The organism is Streptomyces sp. NPDC001204 (assembly GCF_053598035.1).
The window spans coordinates 157,417-171,601 of sequence record NZ_JBSFJL010000011.1; the positions used below are offsets into that span (position 1 = coordinate 157,417).

Genomic DNA, 14,185 nt, shown 5'->3' on the forward strand with positions numbered 1-14,185 from the left:
CGGGCCCGTCCGTGTCCGTGCCCGTCACGGTCTCAGGCGCCGGATGAGGCCCTGCCCGGTCGCCGCCGCCACCGCCGCGGTACGCGACTCGACGCCCAACTTGGCGTAGATGTGCACCAGATGGGACTTCACCGTGGCCTGGCTCAGGAACAGGCGCTTGCTGATCTGAAGGTTGGACAGGCCGTCGCGGACCAGTTCCAGCACCTCCAGCTCGCGGCGGCTGAGCGCGGCCGCGGGCGTGCGCATGCGGTCCATCAGACGGTGGGCGACCGCGGGCGCGAGGGCAGAGCGGCCGGAGGCGGCGGTGCGCACCGCGGCGGCCAGCTCCTGCGGCGGCGCGTCCTTCAGGAGGTAGCCCGCCGCACCGGCCTCCACCGCGGCGAGGATGTCCGCGTCGGTGTCGTACGTGGTCAGCACCAGGACACGCGGGGCGCCGGGCCGGGCGGTGATCGCCGCCGTCGCCTCCGCACCGTGCGCGCCGCCCGTGCCGAACTGCAGATCCATCAGCACCACGTCCACACCGCCCGCCGCGGCCAGTTCCACGGCGCGCTCCGCCGTCGGCGCCTCCCCGGCGATCTCGAAGTCGGGCTCGGCGGACAGCACCGCCTTCAGGCCCGCACGGACCACGGGATGGTCGTCCGCCAGCAGCAGCCGGATCGTCATGCGCCGCCCCCGGAGACCGGGTACGGCAGAGTGACCGCCACCGCGGTGCCCTGGCCGGGCGCCGACTCCACGGCGAACGTCCCGCCCAGTGCCTCGGCCCGCGAGCGCATCGCGGGCAGCCCGAAACCGCCGTCCGCCGCGCGGCCGGGCCGTGCGGCGGTGTGCCCGGCACCGGGGTCGAAACCGGCGCCGTCGTCGACGACGTCCAACGCCACCGCCGTGTCCATGAAGCTCAGGGTGATCTCCGCGCGGTGGGCGCGGGCGTGCCGCAGGGTGTTGCCGAGCGCCGACTGGGCGATCCTGAGCAGCGCCACCTCGTAGGGGGTGGGCAGCTCGGCCGGGGTGCCGCTCACCGTGAAGCGGACCTTGGTCGGGGCGGCCACGCCCGAGCACAGCCGTTCCAGGGCCCCGGCCAGCGAGCCGCGTTCCAGGTCGGGCGGGGTCAGCGCGTGCACGAAGCGGCGGGCCTCGGCGAGGTTGTCCTGCGCGGTCGCGCGGGCCTGCTCGATGTGCGCGGCGGCCGGGGAGCCGTCGGGCAGCGCACGCTGGGCGGCACGCAGCAGCAGCTGGATGCTGGACAGGCCCTGGGCGAGCGTGTCGTGGATCTCCCGGGCCAGCCGCTCCCGCTCCGCCAGCGTGCCGGCGGTGCGCTCGGCGCCGGCCAGCTCCGCGCGGGTGGCCACCAGCTCCTCGATCAGCTCACGGCGCCGCTCGCTCTCCCGGTACAGGGCCTCGTAGCCGAGGACCGTGGCGGCGGCCACCCCCGCGCCGAGCAGCGGGCCGATGAAGGCGCCGGCGGTGAGCCGCTCACCGTGCCCGATGAAACCGGCGATGGCCGCGCCCGCGGTCGCCGCGACCGCGGGCAGGCTCCAGCGCACGGGCAGCAGGTGCAGCTGGAGGAAGTACAGCGGGAAGGCCGCCCACAGGGCGTCGGGGGAGAGCGCGAGCAGGACCAGCCAGGCCGCGCAGAGCGCCGCCAGCCACACCGCGGCCGCGCGCTGGGAGCGGTGGGTGGCCGGGCTCAGCACCCCCCAGGCGAACACCGCGCCCGTTCCCAGTACCGCCGCCACGGTGGCCGGCCCGTGCGCGCGGGCCGCGGCGAGTGCCAGCAGGCCTGCGAACAGCGCGTACAGGCACAGGCGCAGGGTGACGACTACGGGGGAGTGGGTGCGGACATCCATGACGGGTCCAGGGTAGGCGGCCCGGGCGGGGCGCCGGTCAACCGAAAGTTCGAAAGACGGGTGCGTCCTTCGATCCGCGGCAGCCATGCCCCGGCGCGATGCCCGGCGGGGGCGGTGCCGCGCAGGGTGGAGGACATGTTCGTCGCATGGAGAGACCTGCGCTTCGCCAAGGGGCGGTTCGCCCTGATGGGAGCCGTGGTCACACTGATCACCCTGCTCGTAGGGCTGCTGTCCGGGCTCACCGCCGGGCTCGCCGAGGAGAACGTCTCGGCGGTGAAGGGCCTGCCCGCCGACCACCTCGCCTTCGCCGCGCCGCCCGGCGGCCGGCCGGTGTCGTTCACCGGTTCCTCGCTGCCGCCGGACGCCGTCCGGCGGTGGGCGGAGCACGTCCCGTACGCGGAGCCGGTCGCGATCCGCACGCTCGACGCGGCCGCCGGGAGCCGTACGGCGGCGGTGTCCGTGTTCGCCGTACGCCCGGCGGCCGGCATCGCACCCGACGGCGTGGCGCCCGGGCGGGCCGTACTCTCCACCGAGGCGGCGTCCGCACTCGGTGTCGCCGCCGGGGACCGGGTCCGTCTCGGCTCCGCCGCCTGGACCGTGGCGGCCGTGACGGGCGGTGCCTCCTACAGCCACACGCCCGTGGTGTGGACGGCTTGGGACGGCGGCCGGGCGACCGTGATCGCGCTGCGCACGCGAGGTGCCGACGTCCCGGCCGGGGACCGGAGCGCCGGCACGAAGACCCTCGCCAAGGACGACGCGCTGACCGCGATCGGCTCCTACCAGGCCGAGAACGGCTCGCTGCAACTGATGCGCGGCTTCCTGTTCGCCATCTCCGCGCTGGTCGTCGGGGCGTTCTTCACGGTGTGGACGATCCAGCGGTCCCCCGACATCGCCGTACTCAAGGCGCTCGGGGCCTCCACCGGCCACCTGTTGCGCGACGCGCTGGGACAGGCCGCGGTGCTGCTCGCCGCCGGGACGCTGCTCGGCACCGGGCTCGCGGCCCTGGCCGGCGCCCTGGTACGGGGCGGCGCGATTCCCTTCGTGCTCGACCTGCCGACCGTCCTGCTGCCCGCCGCGGTCATGGCCGCCCTGGGCGTGCTGGGCGCCGGCCTCTCCGTCCGGCGGATCACCGCCGTCGACCCGCTGACCGCGCTGGGAGGCGTGCGATGAGCCTGCTCCTCGACGACATCACCCTGACCTACCCCGACGGCGACGGCAGGCTCACCGCCCTGGACCGGGTACGCCTGGAGGTGCCCGCGGGCACGGTCACGGCGGTGGCCGGGCCGTCCGGCTCGGGCAAGTCCAGCCTGCTCGCGGTCGCGGCCACGCTGATCACGCCGGACAGCGGACGCGTGTGCGTGGACGGCACGCCGACCGGGGAGCTGAGCGCCGCGGAGCGGGCGGTACTGCGCCGCCGCGGCATCGGGATCGTCTTCCAGCAGCCCAACCTGCTGCCGTCGCTGACGGCGGCGGAGCAGCTGGAGGTGATGGCCCGCCTGGACGGCCGCCGGGCGGCGGCGGGCCGGGTTCGCGAACTCCTGGCCGCCGTGGGCCTCGCCGACCGGGCACACCGGCGCCCGCACCAGCTCTCCGGCGGTCAGCGCCAGCGCGTCAACATCGCCCGTGCGCTGATGAACGACCCCTCCGTCCTCCTGGTCGACGAGCCCACCAGCGCCCTCGACCACGAACGCGGCGCGGCCGTCCTCGACCTGCTGACCAGCCTCACCCGTGCCCGCGGCACGGCGACCGTCCTCGTCACCCACGACCGCACCCACCTGGGCGCGGCGGACGCGGTGCGGGAGATGAGAGACGGACGGCTGGCCCCTCCAGCCGCCGAACGCCCCGGTGATTCGGGACACCGGCCGGGCGAACGAGAAAGGGCCTGAGAGCGGCGTCCGGCCGGAGGGGCGGGAGCCAAGGTGGCCGAGTTGGTGCCGGTTGGTCGGGTGGTGTGTGTCGGCCCCGGTGGGGGTGGTGCCGGTTGGTCGGGTGGTGTGTGTCGGTCCCGGCCGGGGGCAGGCGTCGGCCGACCGCGCCCCGGCCCTTTCGGGCCGCCCGGCCGGCGGTCCGTCACCGCGTGCGCGTCCCCGCCCGCGTGCGCGTCCCCGCCCGCGGGCGGGGACGACCGTCGGTGGGCGGGATGCGCCGACCGGCAGCCGGCGGGCCGGGAGTCAGGCCGCCGGGCCCGAGCTGGCGAGGGCCTTGGACAGTTCTCTCGCCACCTGCTGGAGGACCGGGACGATCCGTTCCGTCGCCGTGTCCGTGACCCGGCCCGCCGGGCCGGAGATGGAGATCGCCGCGGCGGTGGGGCTGTCGGGGACGGTGACCGCGAGGCAGCGGACCCCGATCTCCTGCTCGTTGTCGTCGACCGCGTAGCCGAGCCGACGGACGTCCTGCAGGGCCGCCAGGAAGCCGTCCGGGGTGGTTATGGTCTTGTCCGTGGCGGCCGGCATGCCGGTGCGGGCCAGCAGCGCGCGCACCTCGTTGTCGGACGTGTGCGCCAGCAGGGCCTTGCCGACGCCCGTGGAGTGCGGCAGCACCCGGCGGCCCACCTCGGTGAACATCCGCATGGAGTGCTTGGACGGCACCTGCGCCACGTAGACGATCTCGTCCCCGTCCAGCAGTGCCATGTTCGCGGTCTCGCCGGTCTCCTCCACCAGCCGTGCCAGGTACGGCCGCGCCCAGGTGCCGAGCAGCCGCGAGGCGGACTCGCCGAGGCGGATGAGGCGGGGACCGAGCGAGTACCGCCGGTTCGGCTGCTGCCGCACATAGCCGCAGGCGACCAGGGTCCGCATCAGCCGGTGGATGGTGGGCAGCGGCAGACCGCTCGCGGCGGAGAGCTCGCTCAGACCCACCTCGCCTCCGGCGTCCGCCATCCGCTCGAGCAGGTCGAAGGCACGCTCGAGGGACTGGACCCCACCGGTGGCGGGGCCGGCGGAGGCGGAGGACTTGCGCTCGTCTGACGGCGGCACGTCGCATTCCTTTCTGCGGGTGTGGCCGCATGCTACCGGCCTGGTCGGATGCCTACCGAGGTCCGTCACGGGATGTTCCTACCGATCAGCAAGGGTTTGTCCATAACCTTGTCTGCATTGCGGTCGGGCTCTTGACGGTGCTCGCGGTGAAAACTACGTTCTGGCCACCGGAAGTTTACTTCCGTTCTGTGGAAAACATCGAACGTTCCCCCACTTCCCCCTCCCCGGGAGCCCCCTATGCCTCCTGCTGTGGATGACCGATCGTCCGTGGATACCGGCAACACAGGCAACGCAGCCAGTTCCGGCCTGTACACGTACGATCTCGCCCCCACGAAGAAAGAAGGGCGCCGCTGGGGCGCCTACAACGTCTTCACGCTCTGGGCCAACGATGTGCACAGCCTCGGAAACTACGCCTTCGCGATCGGTCTGTTCGCGCTCGGCCTGAACGTGTGGGGCATCCTGGCCGCCTTCGCACTCGCCTCCGTCCTGCTCTTCCTGCTGCTCACCCTGTCCGGGTTCATGGGGCACAAGACGGGCGTCCCGTTTCCCGTCATGAGCCGCATCGCCTTCGGCATCAAGGGCGCGAAGATACCGGCCGGCGTCCGCGGCGCCGTCGCCATCGCCTGGTTCGGCATCCAGACCTACCTCGCCTCCGCCGTCCTGAGCGCGCTGCTGGTGGCCCTGTTCCCCGGCCTGAGCCGGCTCCAGGCGCATTCCGTACTCGGCCAGACCCTGCTCGGCTGGCTCACCTTCATGGCCCTCTGGGTGCTCCAGGTGCTCATCGTGAGCTACGGCATGCAGATGATCCGGCGCTACATGGCCTTCGCCGCGCCCACCACGCTGATCACCATGTCCGCCCTGGCCGCCTGGATGTTCTTCCGGGCCGGCGGATCGATCTCCCTGTCCGACGGCGCCGCGCTCACCGGCGGCGCGATGTGGCTGCACATCTTCCAGGGCGCCGCCCTGTGGGTGGTGATCTACGGCACCTTCGTACTGAACTTCTGCGACTTCACCCGGTCGGCCAGGAGCCGCGCCTCCATCGTCCGCGGCAACGTGATCGGCATCCCGGTGAACATGCTCTTCTTCGCCGTCATCGTGGCGGTGCTCAGCGGCGCGCAGTTCAAGCTCGACGGGCAGATCATCACCAGTCCCACGGACATCGTCCGCACCATCCCGAACATGATCCTGCTGGCCGCGGCCTCGCTCGCCCTCATCGCCCTGACCGTCGCGGTGAACCTGCTGGCCAACTTCGTGGCACCGATCTACGCGCTGGTCAACCTCTTCCCGCACCGGCTGAACTTCCGCCGCGCCGGCCTGGTGAGCGCGATCGCCGGCCTGGTGATCACGCCGTGGAACCTCTACAACAGCCCGATCGCGGTGGAGTACTTCCTCGGCGGACTCGGCGCCCTGCTCGGGCCCCTCTTCGGCGTGATCATGGCGGACTACTGGCTGCTGCGCCGGGCCCGGATCAACGTGCCCGACCTCTACACCGAGGACGCGCAGGGCGAGTACCACTACCGCCGCGGCTACAACCCGCGGGCCGTCTGGGCCTTCGTGCCGTCCGCGGCCATCGCCGTCGTCCTCGCCCTGGTGCCGGTCTTCCATGCGGTAGCGGGCTTCTCCTGGTTCGTCGGCGCCATCCTCGCCGCCGTCTTCTACACGGTCATCGCCGACCGCAGCGCCCTGATCCACGACGTGGACGGCGAGGCCATCGCGGTCGCCGCCGAATGAGCCGCGAACCAGCCGCGGATCAGCCACGAACGAGCCGTCCAGCAGGACCACCCAGAAAGCGAACCATGCGCATCCTCGTCGTGAACGTCAACACCACGCAGTCCATCACCGACTCGATCGGTGAGCAGGCGGCGGGTGCGGCGTCCCCCGGCACCGAGATCGTCCCGCTGACCCCGTCCTTCGGAGCGGAGTCCGTGGAGGGCAACTACGAGAGCTACCTCGCCGCCATCGCCGTGATGGAGGCCGTCCGCGCCCACCCCGGACCCTTCGACGCCGTGATCCAGGCCGGATACGGCGAGCACGGCCGCGAGGGCCTTCAGGAACTGCTCGACGTACCCGTCGTCGACATCACCGAGGCCGCCGCGAGCACCGCCCAGTTCCTCGGCCGCTCCTACTCCGTCGTCACCAGCCTGGACCGCACGGTCCCGCTGATCGAGGAGCGCCTCCACATCGCCGGGCTGAGCGCCCGGTGCGCCTCCGTGCGCGCCAGCGGGCTCGCCGTGCTCGATCTGGAGCGGGACGAGAAGGCCGCCGTCGCCGCGATCGCCGAACAGGCCGCCCGCGCGGTGGAGGAGGACCGGGCGGAGGTGATCTGCCTCGGCTGCGGGGGTATGTCCGGGCTCACCGAGCGCGTGGCCGAGCGCACCGGGGTCCCGGTCGTCGACGGCGTGACCGCCGCCGTGACGATCGCCGAGTCCCTCGTCCGGCTCGGCCTGTCCACCTCCAAGGTGCGCACATACGCGCCGCCGCGGCCCAAGCGCATGGTCAACTGGCCCCCGCGCACGCGTTGACGCAGGTCGCGCGAGGCCCGCGCAGGCCGCCGCGACGAGGTCCGCTCCGCCAAGAAGGTCTTGACTCATGAGGTTCGGCCATGAAGACTCCGTCTACAGGAAACTCATTTCCGCTCTCCGGAATATTGCTTGCCTCGCGGGTGAGCGACAGTGAATAGAGGAACAGCACCAGAGGAGGGGCGTCCGTTGCCCGACGTACAGCTCGTACTGCGCTCCACACGCGTCGTCACCCCCGAGGGCGTGCGCCCCGCGTCCGTCACCGTCGCCGACGGCCGGATCGTGGCGGTACTGCCGCACGACGCCGAGGTTCCGGCGGGAGCGTGGCTGGAGGACGTCGGTGACGACGCTCTGCTGCCCGGCCTCGTCGACACCCATGTCCATGTGAACGACCCCGGGCGCAGCGACTGGGAGGGCTTCTGGACGGCCACCCGTGCGGCCGCCGCCGGAGGCATCACCACCCTCGTGGACATGCCCCTCAACTCGCTGCCGCCGACGACCACCGTCGACAACCTGCGCGTCAAGCGGGAGGTGGCCCGCAGCAAGGCCCACATCGACGTCGGGTTCTGGGGCGGCGCGCTCCCGGACAACGTCAAGGACCTGCGGCCGCTGCACGACGCGGGCGTCTTCGGCTTCAAGTGCTTCCTGTCCCCGTCCGGGGTCGACGAGTTCCCGGAGCTGAACCACGACCAGCTGACCGCGTCCATGGCGGAGATCGCGGGCTTCGGCGGGCTGCTCATCGTGCACGCGGAGGACCCGCACGAACTCGGGCTCGCCCCCCAGTTGAGCGGCCCGAAGTACGCCGACTTCCTGCAGACCCGCCCCCAGGTCTCCGAGGACAGCGCCATCGACGGGCTCATCGCCCTGGCCCGCCGGCTCGGCGCGCGGGTCCACATCCTGCACCTGTCCTCCTCCGGCGCGCTGCCGCTGATCGCCGCCGCCAAGCGTGAGGGCGTCCGCCTCAGCGTCGAGACCTGCCCGCACTACCTCACCCTCACGGCCGAGGAAGTGCCCGACGGGGCCAGTGAGTTCAAGTGCTGCCCGCCGATCCGCGAGGCCGCCAACCAGGACCTGCTGTGGGCCGCGCTCGCCGACGGCACCATCGACTGCGTCGTCACCGACCACTCGCCGTCCACCGTGGACCTCAAGACGTCCGACTTCGCCACCGCCTGGGGCGGCATATCCTCGCTCCAGCTGAGCCTGTCGGCCATCTGGACGGAGGCGGCCCGGCGCGGCCACGGCATCGAGGACGTGGTCCGGTGGATGTCCGAACGCACCGCGAACCTCGCCGGTCTGGACCGCAAGGGCGCCATCGCGCCCGGCCGGGACGCCGACTTCGCGGTCCTGGCCACCGACGAGACCTTCACCGTCGACCCCGCCGCGCTCCAGCACCGCAACCGCATCACCGCGTACGCGGGCAAGACCCTGCGCGGTGTCGTGAAGTCCACCTGGCTGCGCGGCGAGCGCATCTACGACCCCGCGCTCGACGACCACTTCACCGAACCCACCGGCCGACTTCTGGAAAGGACGAACTGATCACCGTGACGGCGACCCTGAGCTTCACCGGCGACGCGAACCCCTACGGCGGCGGCGACCCCTACGCCGACTTCCGTACGGCCGACTTCCCCTTCACCAGGCACGCCAACCTGGCCGACCGCCGGCTCGGCGCGGGTGTCATCGCCGCCAACGACGAGTTCTTCGCCCAGCGCGAGAACCTGCTGGTGCCCGAGCGGGCCGAGTTCGACCCCGAGGACTTCGGGCACAAGGGGAAGGTCATGGACGGCTGGGAGACCCGCCGCCGGCGCGGCGTCTCGGCCGAGCACCCCTGGCCCACCGAGGACGACCACGACTGGGCGCTGATCCGGCTCGGCGCGCCCGGCGTCGTCCGCGGCATCGTCGTGGACACCGCCCACTTCCGCGGCAACTACCCGCAGGCCGTCTCCGTCGAGGGCACCTCGGTCGACGGCGCCCCCACGCCCGAGGAACTCCTCGCCGACGACGTCAAGTGGACGACCCTGGTCCCGCGCACCGCGGTCGGCGGCCACGCGGCCAACGGCTTCGAGGTGAACGCCGAGCAGCGCTTCACGCACCTGCGTCTCAAGCAGCACCCCGACGGCGGCATCGCGCGCCTGCGGGTGTACGGCGAGGTCGTGCCCGACCCGGCGTGGCTGGCCGCGCTCGGCACCTTCGACGTGGTGGCGCTGGAGAACGGCGGCAGCGTCGTGGACGCCTCCAACCTCTTCTACTCGCCGGCCACCAACACCATCCAGCCGGGCCGTTCCCGCAAGATGGACGACGGCTGGGAGACCCGCCGCCGCCGCGACCAGGGCAACGACTGGATCAGCTACCGCCTCGCCGGGCACACCGCGATCCGCGCCCTGGAGATAGACACCGCCTACCTCAAGGGCAACAGCGCCGGCTGGGCGTCGGTCTCCGTCAAGGACGGGGAGGACGGCGAGTGGACGGAGATCCTGCCGCGCACCCGTCTCCAGCCCGACACCAACCACCGCTTCGTGCTGCCCGCGGCGGCCGTCGGCACGCACGCGCGCGTGGACATCTTCCCGGACGGAGGCATCTCCCGGCTCCGTCTGTTCGGCGCGCTGACCGAGCAGGGCGCGGCCGCACTGGCGGCCCACCACCAGGAACTGGGCGGCTGACCCGTCCGTACCCGCGGGGCGGCCGGCCGTAGCCCTACGGACCGGCACGCCCCGCCCGGCAGGGCCGATGAGTTCGGGCGCCCATGAGTTTCGGGGGCCGGTGGGGTCCGAGCCGGTGACGAGGGCTTCGGCCGGTTCACGGCCGAGGTCTTCGACCGCGCCGGCGCCTTCCTCCTCGGCCGCCGCACCCACCGCCCCCGGTACGGTTCCTGCCTGGATTAACTCCCCGCGAATTCATCGAACTTGACGGTAAATTCCTCGGACTTGTCATTGACATGCCAGTGTCTACGCGCGTCATGATGAGCGCATGAGATTCCCCCCACGCACCACCCGCATCGGCGCCGCCGGCGCCCTCATGTCCGCACTCCTGGTCGGTGGCACCGTCGCCGCCGCCCCGGCCGACGCCGCCGCGACCGCGGTCGGCAGCATCTGCTACAGCGCGCTGCCCTCCCAGGCGTACGACACGCTCCGTCTGATCGACAAGGGCGGTCCCTACCCGTACTCCCAGGACGGCGCCGTCTTCCAGAACCGTGAGGGCGTCCTGCCCAAGCAGTCGACCGGGTACTACCACGAGTACACGGTCGTCACCCCGGGCTCCTCCGACCGTGGGGCCCGACGCATAGTCACCGGCCAGAAGACCCGGGAGGACTACTACACCGCGGACCACTACGTGACGTTCAAGCTCGTCAACTTCGGCTGCTGACACACGAGTCCACCGCACGTCCCTCGCCTCGCGGACCCTCCACGCACACCGGCCGCGGGGCGAGCCGCTGCCCGGCTCCGGCCCGGCCTCGCACGGGGCCGGAGCCGCGGGTGCCGCTTCGGGGCGGCTCGGGTCAGGGGCGCAGCACCACGCGCCGGCCGTGGAGCTCGCCCCGTTCCATGCGCTGGTGGATCTCCGCCGCGGCGCTCAGGGGGAGGTACTCCACCGAACGGGGCCGCAGCCCGCCCGAGGCCAGGAGGTCGTTGACGGCGGTCGCCGCCTCGGCCAGTTCCTCGGCTGTGGCGTTGGAGATGGCGAACCCGCGCAGGGAGCCGTCCTTCATGTAGAGCGGACCGACGGGAAGGGCCGGCTCGTCGCGGGCACCGGACAGGACGACGATGCGGCCGCGGTGCGCGAGGAGGTCGACCGCGGTCCTCAGGTCGTTGTGCCCCGAGGTGTCGACGTGGACGCCGACGCCGGACGGAGCGAGCCGCGCCAGCCGCGCCGCGAGATCGGGGGCGTGGTAGTCCACGACCTGCGCCGCGCCCAGGGACCGGACGTGCTCGTGGTCACGCGGTGCGGCCGTGGCGAGGACCCGCGCGTACGCCCGGTGCGCGAACTCCACCAGCGCGCCGCCCACGTTGCCGGCCGCGCCACCGACCAGGACCGTCTCACCGGGGCGCAGCCCGCCGTGCGTGAAGAGCGCCAGATGGGCGGTCGCGGCGGGATGGAACACGGCCACCGCCTCCTCCGGGCGCACGCCCGCCGGCAGCCGGTAGAGGCGGTCGGCGGGCACCACGGCCTGCTCGGCGGCCGCTCCCTGCCGGCCGTCGTGGCCCAGGCTGTTGCACCACACCGTCTCGCCGACGGCGAAACCGGAGCCCGCGGACGTCACCGTGCCCACCAGGTCGCGCCCGACCACGAACGGGAACGGCAGCGGTGTGCGGAACAGCCCCGAGCGGACGAAGGTGTCCACCGGGTTGACCGTGGTGGCCAGCACGTCCACCAGCACCTCGCCCGGCCCCGGCACGGGAGCGGGCAACTCACCGAAGCGGATGACGTCGGGTGGCCCCAGCTGTTCGACATAGGCGGCACGCATGACCGCCAATTCTCCCACCACACCGGCCGCGCGTCGCTTGCGGAGCCTGCGGGCGGGCGAGTCCCGGTGGTGGATTGGTGAGCTGGGGGCCCGGTGGGTTGGTGGGCGCGGCGGGTTGGTGAGCCGGTGCGGTCGCTGGGCCGCTTGGCCGATTGACCGGTGCGGCTGGTGAGCCGGTGTGCGGGCGTCGCCACAGGCCACCGTCCTCCGCGGCGCCTGCGCGTGGGTGACGTCGACGGTGGGCCCATGACCCGTGGGTTGGTGAGCTGGAGAGCCGTCAGCGGGTGCGGGCCGTGAGCTGGTGGTCGGGGCCGTGAACTGGGTGTGCGGGGCGCCGAGCCCGCCAAGGTCCGTGCCCGTCAAAGACCCGCCGTATCCCGGCGCGCCCACCGGGGCGGCCGCGCCGCCGGGCGGGCGGGGTCGCGGATTGGCCGGTGGCCGCCGGTTGGCCGTGGGGTGGCGCTCGGTCAGGCATCGCTGGCCGTACGGGACCGTCGGCAGGACGGGAGTCGCCACTCGGCCGGTAGCCGTCGGTTGGTCGTGCCTCGGCGGTCGGCCCGGCACTACTGGTCACCGGCTGCCGCCGCTCGGCCCCGAGCCGCTGTTTGGCTGTGCTCCGCCGGTTGGACGGAGCCACGGGTTGGCCGGAATCCACCGGTTGGCCGTGCGCCGGCGGTCGGCGGGAGCCTCTGGTCGGCGGGGAGCCGCCGGTCGGACGTGAGTTACCGCTCGGCCGGGAGCCACCGGATGACCGCGCGTCGGCGGTCGGCCCGGCACCACTGGTGGGACGGAAGCCGCCGCTGGGCCGGAAGCCGTCGCCCGGACGTGAGTCACCGCTGGTCCGGAAGCCGCCGGCCGGACGTGAGTCACCGCTGGTCCGGAAGCCGCCGGCCGGACGTGTGGCCCGAGAGCTGTCGCCCGGACGTGAGTCACCGCTGGTCCGGAAGCCGCCGGCCGGACGTGAGTCACCGCTGGTCCGGAAGCCGCCGGCCGGACGTGAGTCACCGCTGGCCCGAGAGCTGTCGCCCGGACGTGAGTCACCGCTGGCCCGGAAGCCGCCGGCCGGACGTGAGTCACCGCTGGCCCGAGAGCTGTCGCCCGGACGTGAGTCACCGCTGGCCCGAGAGCTGTCGCCCGGACGTGAGTCACCGCTGGTCCGGACGCCGCCGGCCGGACGTGAGTCACCGCTCGGCAGGCAGCCGCCGACCGGTGTGAAAGCCGTCCGGGCCTCCGGGAGTTCACGCGCCCGGACGGCGGCTCACCGTGGGTGGGGGCCCGTCACCGGTAGATCGCCCGGTCGCCGCCCGGGATCTCCGCCAGGCTCACCGGGCGGTGTTCACGGCGGGAGACCTCGCAGGCCTCGGCGATGCGCAGGGCCTGGAGGGCCTCGCGGCCGTCGCACGGGTTCGGGCGCTCACCGTGCAGCACCTGCACGAACGCGGCCAGTTCGGCTTCGTAGGCGGGGCCGAAGCGTTCCAGGAAGTCGGGCCAGGGCTTGTCCGCGGCCGGTGGGCCGGTCGGCTCGGTGGACGCGATCGGCGTGCGGTCGTCGAGGCCGACCACGATCTGGTCCCGCTCCCCGGCCAGTTCCATGCGGACGTCGTAGCCCGCGCCGTTGAGGCGGGTCGCGGTGGCGGTGGCGAGCGTGCCGTCGTCGAGGGTGAGCAGCGCCGCGCCCGTGTCGACGTCGGCCGCCTCGCGGAACATCGCGGGGCCGGCGTCGGATCCGGCCGCGTACACGCTGAGGACCTCGCGGCCCGTCACCCAGCGCAGCATGTCGAAGTCGTGGATCAGGGTGTCCCTGAAAAGCCCGCCGGAGAGCGGAAGCCACCGGGGCGGCGGCGGTGCCTGGTCGGAGGTGAGAGCGCGGACCGTGTGCAGACGGCCGAGGCGCCCCGAGCGCACCGCCTCGCGCGCGCCGGCGTAGCCCGTGTCGAAGCGGCGCTGGAAGCCCATCTGGAGCACCGAGCCGGCGGCTTCGACCTCGGCGAGCGCCTGTAACGTGCCCGGCAGGTCCAGGGCGATCGGTTTCTCGCAGAACACCGGGAGCCCCGACCGTGCCGCCCGGCCGATCAGTTCGGCGTGGGCCGAGGTCGCCGTGGTGATCACGACCGCGTCCACGCCCCAGGTGAAGATCTCGTCCACCCCCGGTGCCGCCGTCTCACCCAGCCGGTGGGCGAGCGACTGTGCCCGCGCCGGATCGGCGTCCGTGAGGATCAATGAGCCGACCTCGCGGTGGCGGCTGAGTGTGTTCGCGTGGATGGTGCCTATGCGGCCCGTACCGATGACCCCGATGCGCATGGGAACAAAGTGAGGGCGGACCCCGGACCCTGTCAATCCGCTTGTCCGGACAATCGGACTTCACGACTTCCCGTCAACCGGCCGCGGAGC

12 protein-coding genes are annotated in these 14,185 nt (G+C 73.0%); 7 read left to right on the forward strand and 5 right to left on the reverse strand.

Annotated elements, in window-relative coordinates:
- Window positions 1-24: 24 nt before the first annotated feature.
- Both ACWC91_RS17910 and ACWC91_RS17915 read right to left on the reverse strand, forming a co-directional pair.
- A complete protein-coding gene (locus ACWC91_RS17910) occupies window positions 25-663 on the reverse strand; it encodes a response regulator (protein ID WP_141356929.1) in 639 nt (212 codons plus the stop codon).
- On the reverse strand, window positions 660-1,844 hold the full coding sequence (locus ACWC91_RS17915) for a sensor histidine kinase (RefSeq protein ID WP_225078268.1): 1,185 nt from the start codon (window positions 1,842-1,844) through the stop codon (window positions 660-662). Before ACWC91_RS17915 ends, ACWC91_RS17910 begins: the two co-directional genes overlap by 4 nt.
- Before the next feature lie 135 nt (window positions 1,845-1,979).
- On the opposite strand from ACWC91_RS17915, the gene ACWC91_RS17920 reads away from it, so the two are divergent.
- Both ACWC91_RS17920 and ACWC91_RS17925 read left to right on the forward strand, forming a co-directional pair.
- On the forward strand, window positions 1,980-3,014 hold the full coding sequence (locus ACWC91_RS17920; protein WP_450642814.1) for an ABC transporter permease: 1,035 nt from the start codon (window positions 1,980-1,982) through the stop codon (window positions 3,012-3,014).
- Complete coding sequence (locus ACWC91_RS17925; RefSeq protein ID WP_225078266.1) at window positions 3,011-3,730, forward strand: ABC transporter ATP-binding protein; 720 nt, start codon at window positions 3,011-3,013, stop codon at window positions 3,728-3,730. The genes ACWC91_RS17920 and ACWC91_RS17925 overlap by 4 nt, the downstream gene beginning before the upstream one ends.
- A 285-nt stretch (window positions 3,731-4,015) precedes the next feature.
- On the opposite strand, the gene ACWC91_RS17930 is transcribed toward ACWC91_RS17925, so the two are convergent.
- Window positions 4,016-4,816 carry an IclR family transcriptional regulator gene (locus ACWC91_RS17930; RefSeq protein WP_225078265.1) on the reverse strand — a complete coding sequence of 267 codons (801 nt, stop codon included), beginning with the start codon at window positions 4,814-4,816 and terminating at the stop codon, window positions 4,016-4,018.
- A gap of 237 nt (window positions 4,817-5,053) precedes the next feature.
- Between ACWC91_RS17930 and ACWC91_RS17935 the strand changes: the two genes are divergently transcribed.
- From ACWC91_RS17935 to ACWC91_RS17955, 5 genes are all read left to right on the forward strand, one after another.
- Entirely contained in the window at window positions 5,054-6,547 is a 1,494-nt protein-coding gene (locus ACWC91_RS17935) for an NCS1 family nucleobase:cation symporter-1 (RefSeq protein ID WP_281154218.1), read from the forward strand.
- Between the two features lie 65 nt (window positions 6,548-6,612).
- The gene (locus tag ACWC91_RS17940; RefSeq protein ID WP_225078263.1) at window positions 6,613-7,338 is read left to right on the forward strand and encodes an aspartate/glutamate racemase family protein; all 726 of its coding nucleotides are present in this window, start codon (window positions 6,613-6,615) and stop codon (window positions 7,336-7,338) included.
- Between the two features lie 186 nt (window positions 7,339-7,524).
- Window positions 7,525-8,871 (forward strand): allantoinase AllB, encoded by a 1,347-nt coding sequence (allB, locus tag ACWC91_RS17945; RefSeq protein WP_281154219.1) that lies wholly within the window; start codon window positions 7,525-7,527, stop codon window positions 8,869-8,871.
- A gap of 5 nt (window positions 8,872-8,876) precedes the next feature.
- The gene (alc, locus tag ACWC91_RS17950) at window positions 8,877-9,992 is read left to right on the forward strand and encodes an allantoicase (RefSeq protein WP_450643228.1); all 1,116 of its coding nucleotides are present in this window, start codon (window positions 8,877-8,879) and stop codon (window positions 9,990-9,992) included.
- A gap of 307 nt (window positions 9,993-10,299) precedes the next feature.
- On the forward strand, window positions 10,300-10,695 hold the full coding sequence (locus ACWC91_RS17955) for a ribonuclease domain-containing protein (RefSeq protein ID WP_225078260.1): 396 nt from the start codon (window positions 10,300-10,302) through the stop codon (window positions 10,693-10,695).
- Window positions 10,696-10,828: 133 nt separating this feature from the next.
- On the opposite strand, the gene ACWC91_RS17960 is transcribed toward ACWC91_RS17955, so the two are convergent.
- Entirely contained in the window at window positions 10,829-11,794 is a 966-nt protein-coding gene (locus tag ACWC91_RS17960) for an NADPH:quinone reductase (RefSeq protein WP_225078259.1), read from the reverse strand.
- Between the two features lie 1,278 nt (window positions 11,795-13,072).
- Window positions 13,073-14,095 carry a Gfo/Idh/MocA family protein gene (locus tag ACWC91_RS17965; protein ID WP_450643226.1) on the reverse strand — a complete coding sequence of 341 codons (1,023 nt, stop codon included), beginning with the start codon at window positions 14,093-14,095 and terminating at the stop codon, window positions 13,073-13,075.
- Window positions 14,096-14,185 lie beyond the last annotated feature (90 nt).

Excerpts from the sequence above, each read along its gene's own strand:
- ACWC91_RS17965 (WP_450643226.1), bottom strand. The coding sequence starts at position 14,095 with ATGCGCATCGGGGTCATCGGTACGGGCCGCATAGGCACCATCCACGCG.
- ACWC91_RS17955 (WP_225078260.1), top strand. The coding sequence starts at position 10,300 with ATGAGATTCCCCCCACGCACCACCCGCATCGGCGCCGCCGGCGCCCTC.
- ACWC91_RS17935 (WP_281154218.1), top strand. The coding sequence starts at position 5,054 with ATGCCTCCTGCTGTGGATGACCGATCGTCCGTGGATACCGGCAACACA.
- ACWC91_RS17940 (WP_225078263.1), top strand. The coding sequence starts at position 6,613 with ATGCGCATCCTCGTCGTGAACGTCAACACCACGCAGTCCATCACCGAC.
- ACWC91_RS17960 (WP_225078259.1), bottom strand. The coding sequence starts at position 11,794 with ATGCGTGCCGCCTATGTCGAACAGCTGGGGCCACCCGACGTCATCCGC.
- ACWC91_RS17925 (WP_225078266.1), top strand. The coding sequence starts at position 3,011 with ATGAGCCTGCTCCTCGACGACATCACCCTGACCTACCCCGACGGCGAC.
- ACWC91_RS17920 (WP_450642814.1), top strand. The coding sequence starts at position 1,980 with ATGTTCGTCGCATGGAGAGACCTGCGCTTCGCCAAGGGGCGGTTCGCC.
- ACWC91_RS17910 (WP_141356929.1), bottom strand. The coding sequence starts at position 663 with ATGACGATCCGGCTGCTGCTGGCGGACGACCATCCCGTGGTCCGTGCG.
- ACWC91_RS17915 (WP_225078268.1), bottom strand. The coding sequence starts at position 1,844 with ATGGATGTCCGCACCCACTCCCCCGTAGTCGTCACCCTGCGCCTGTGC.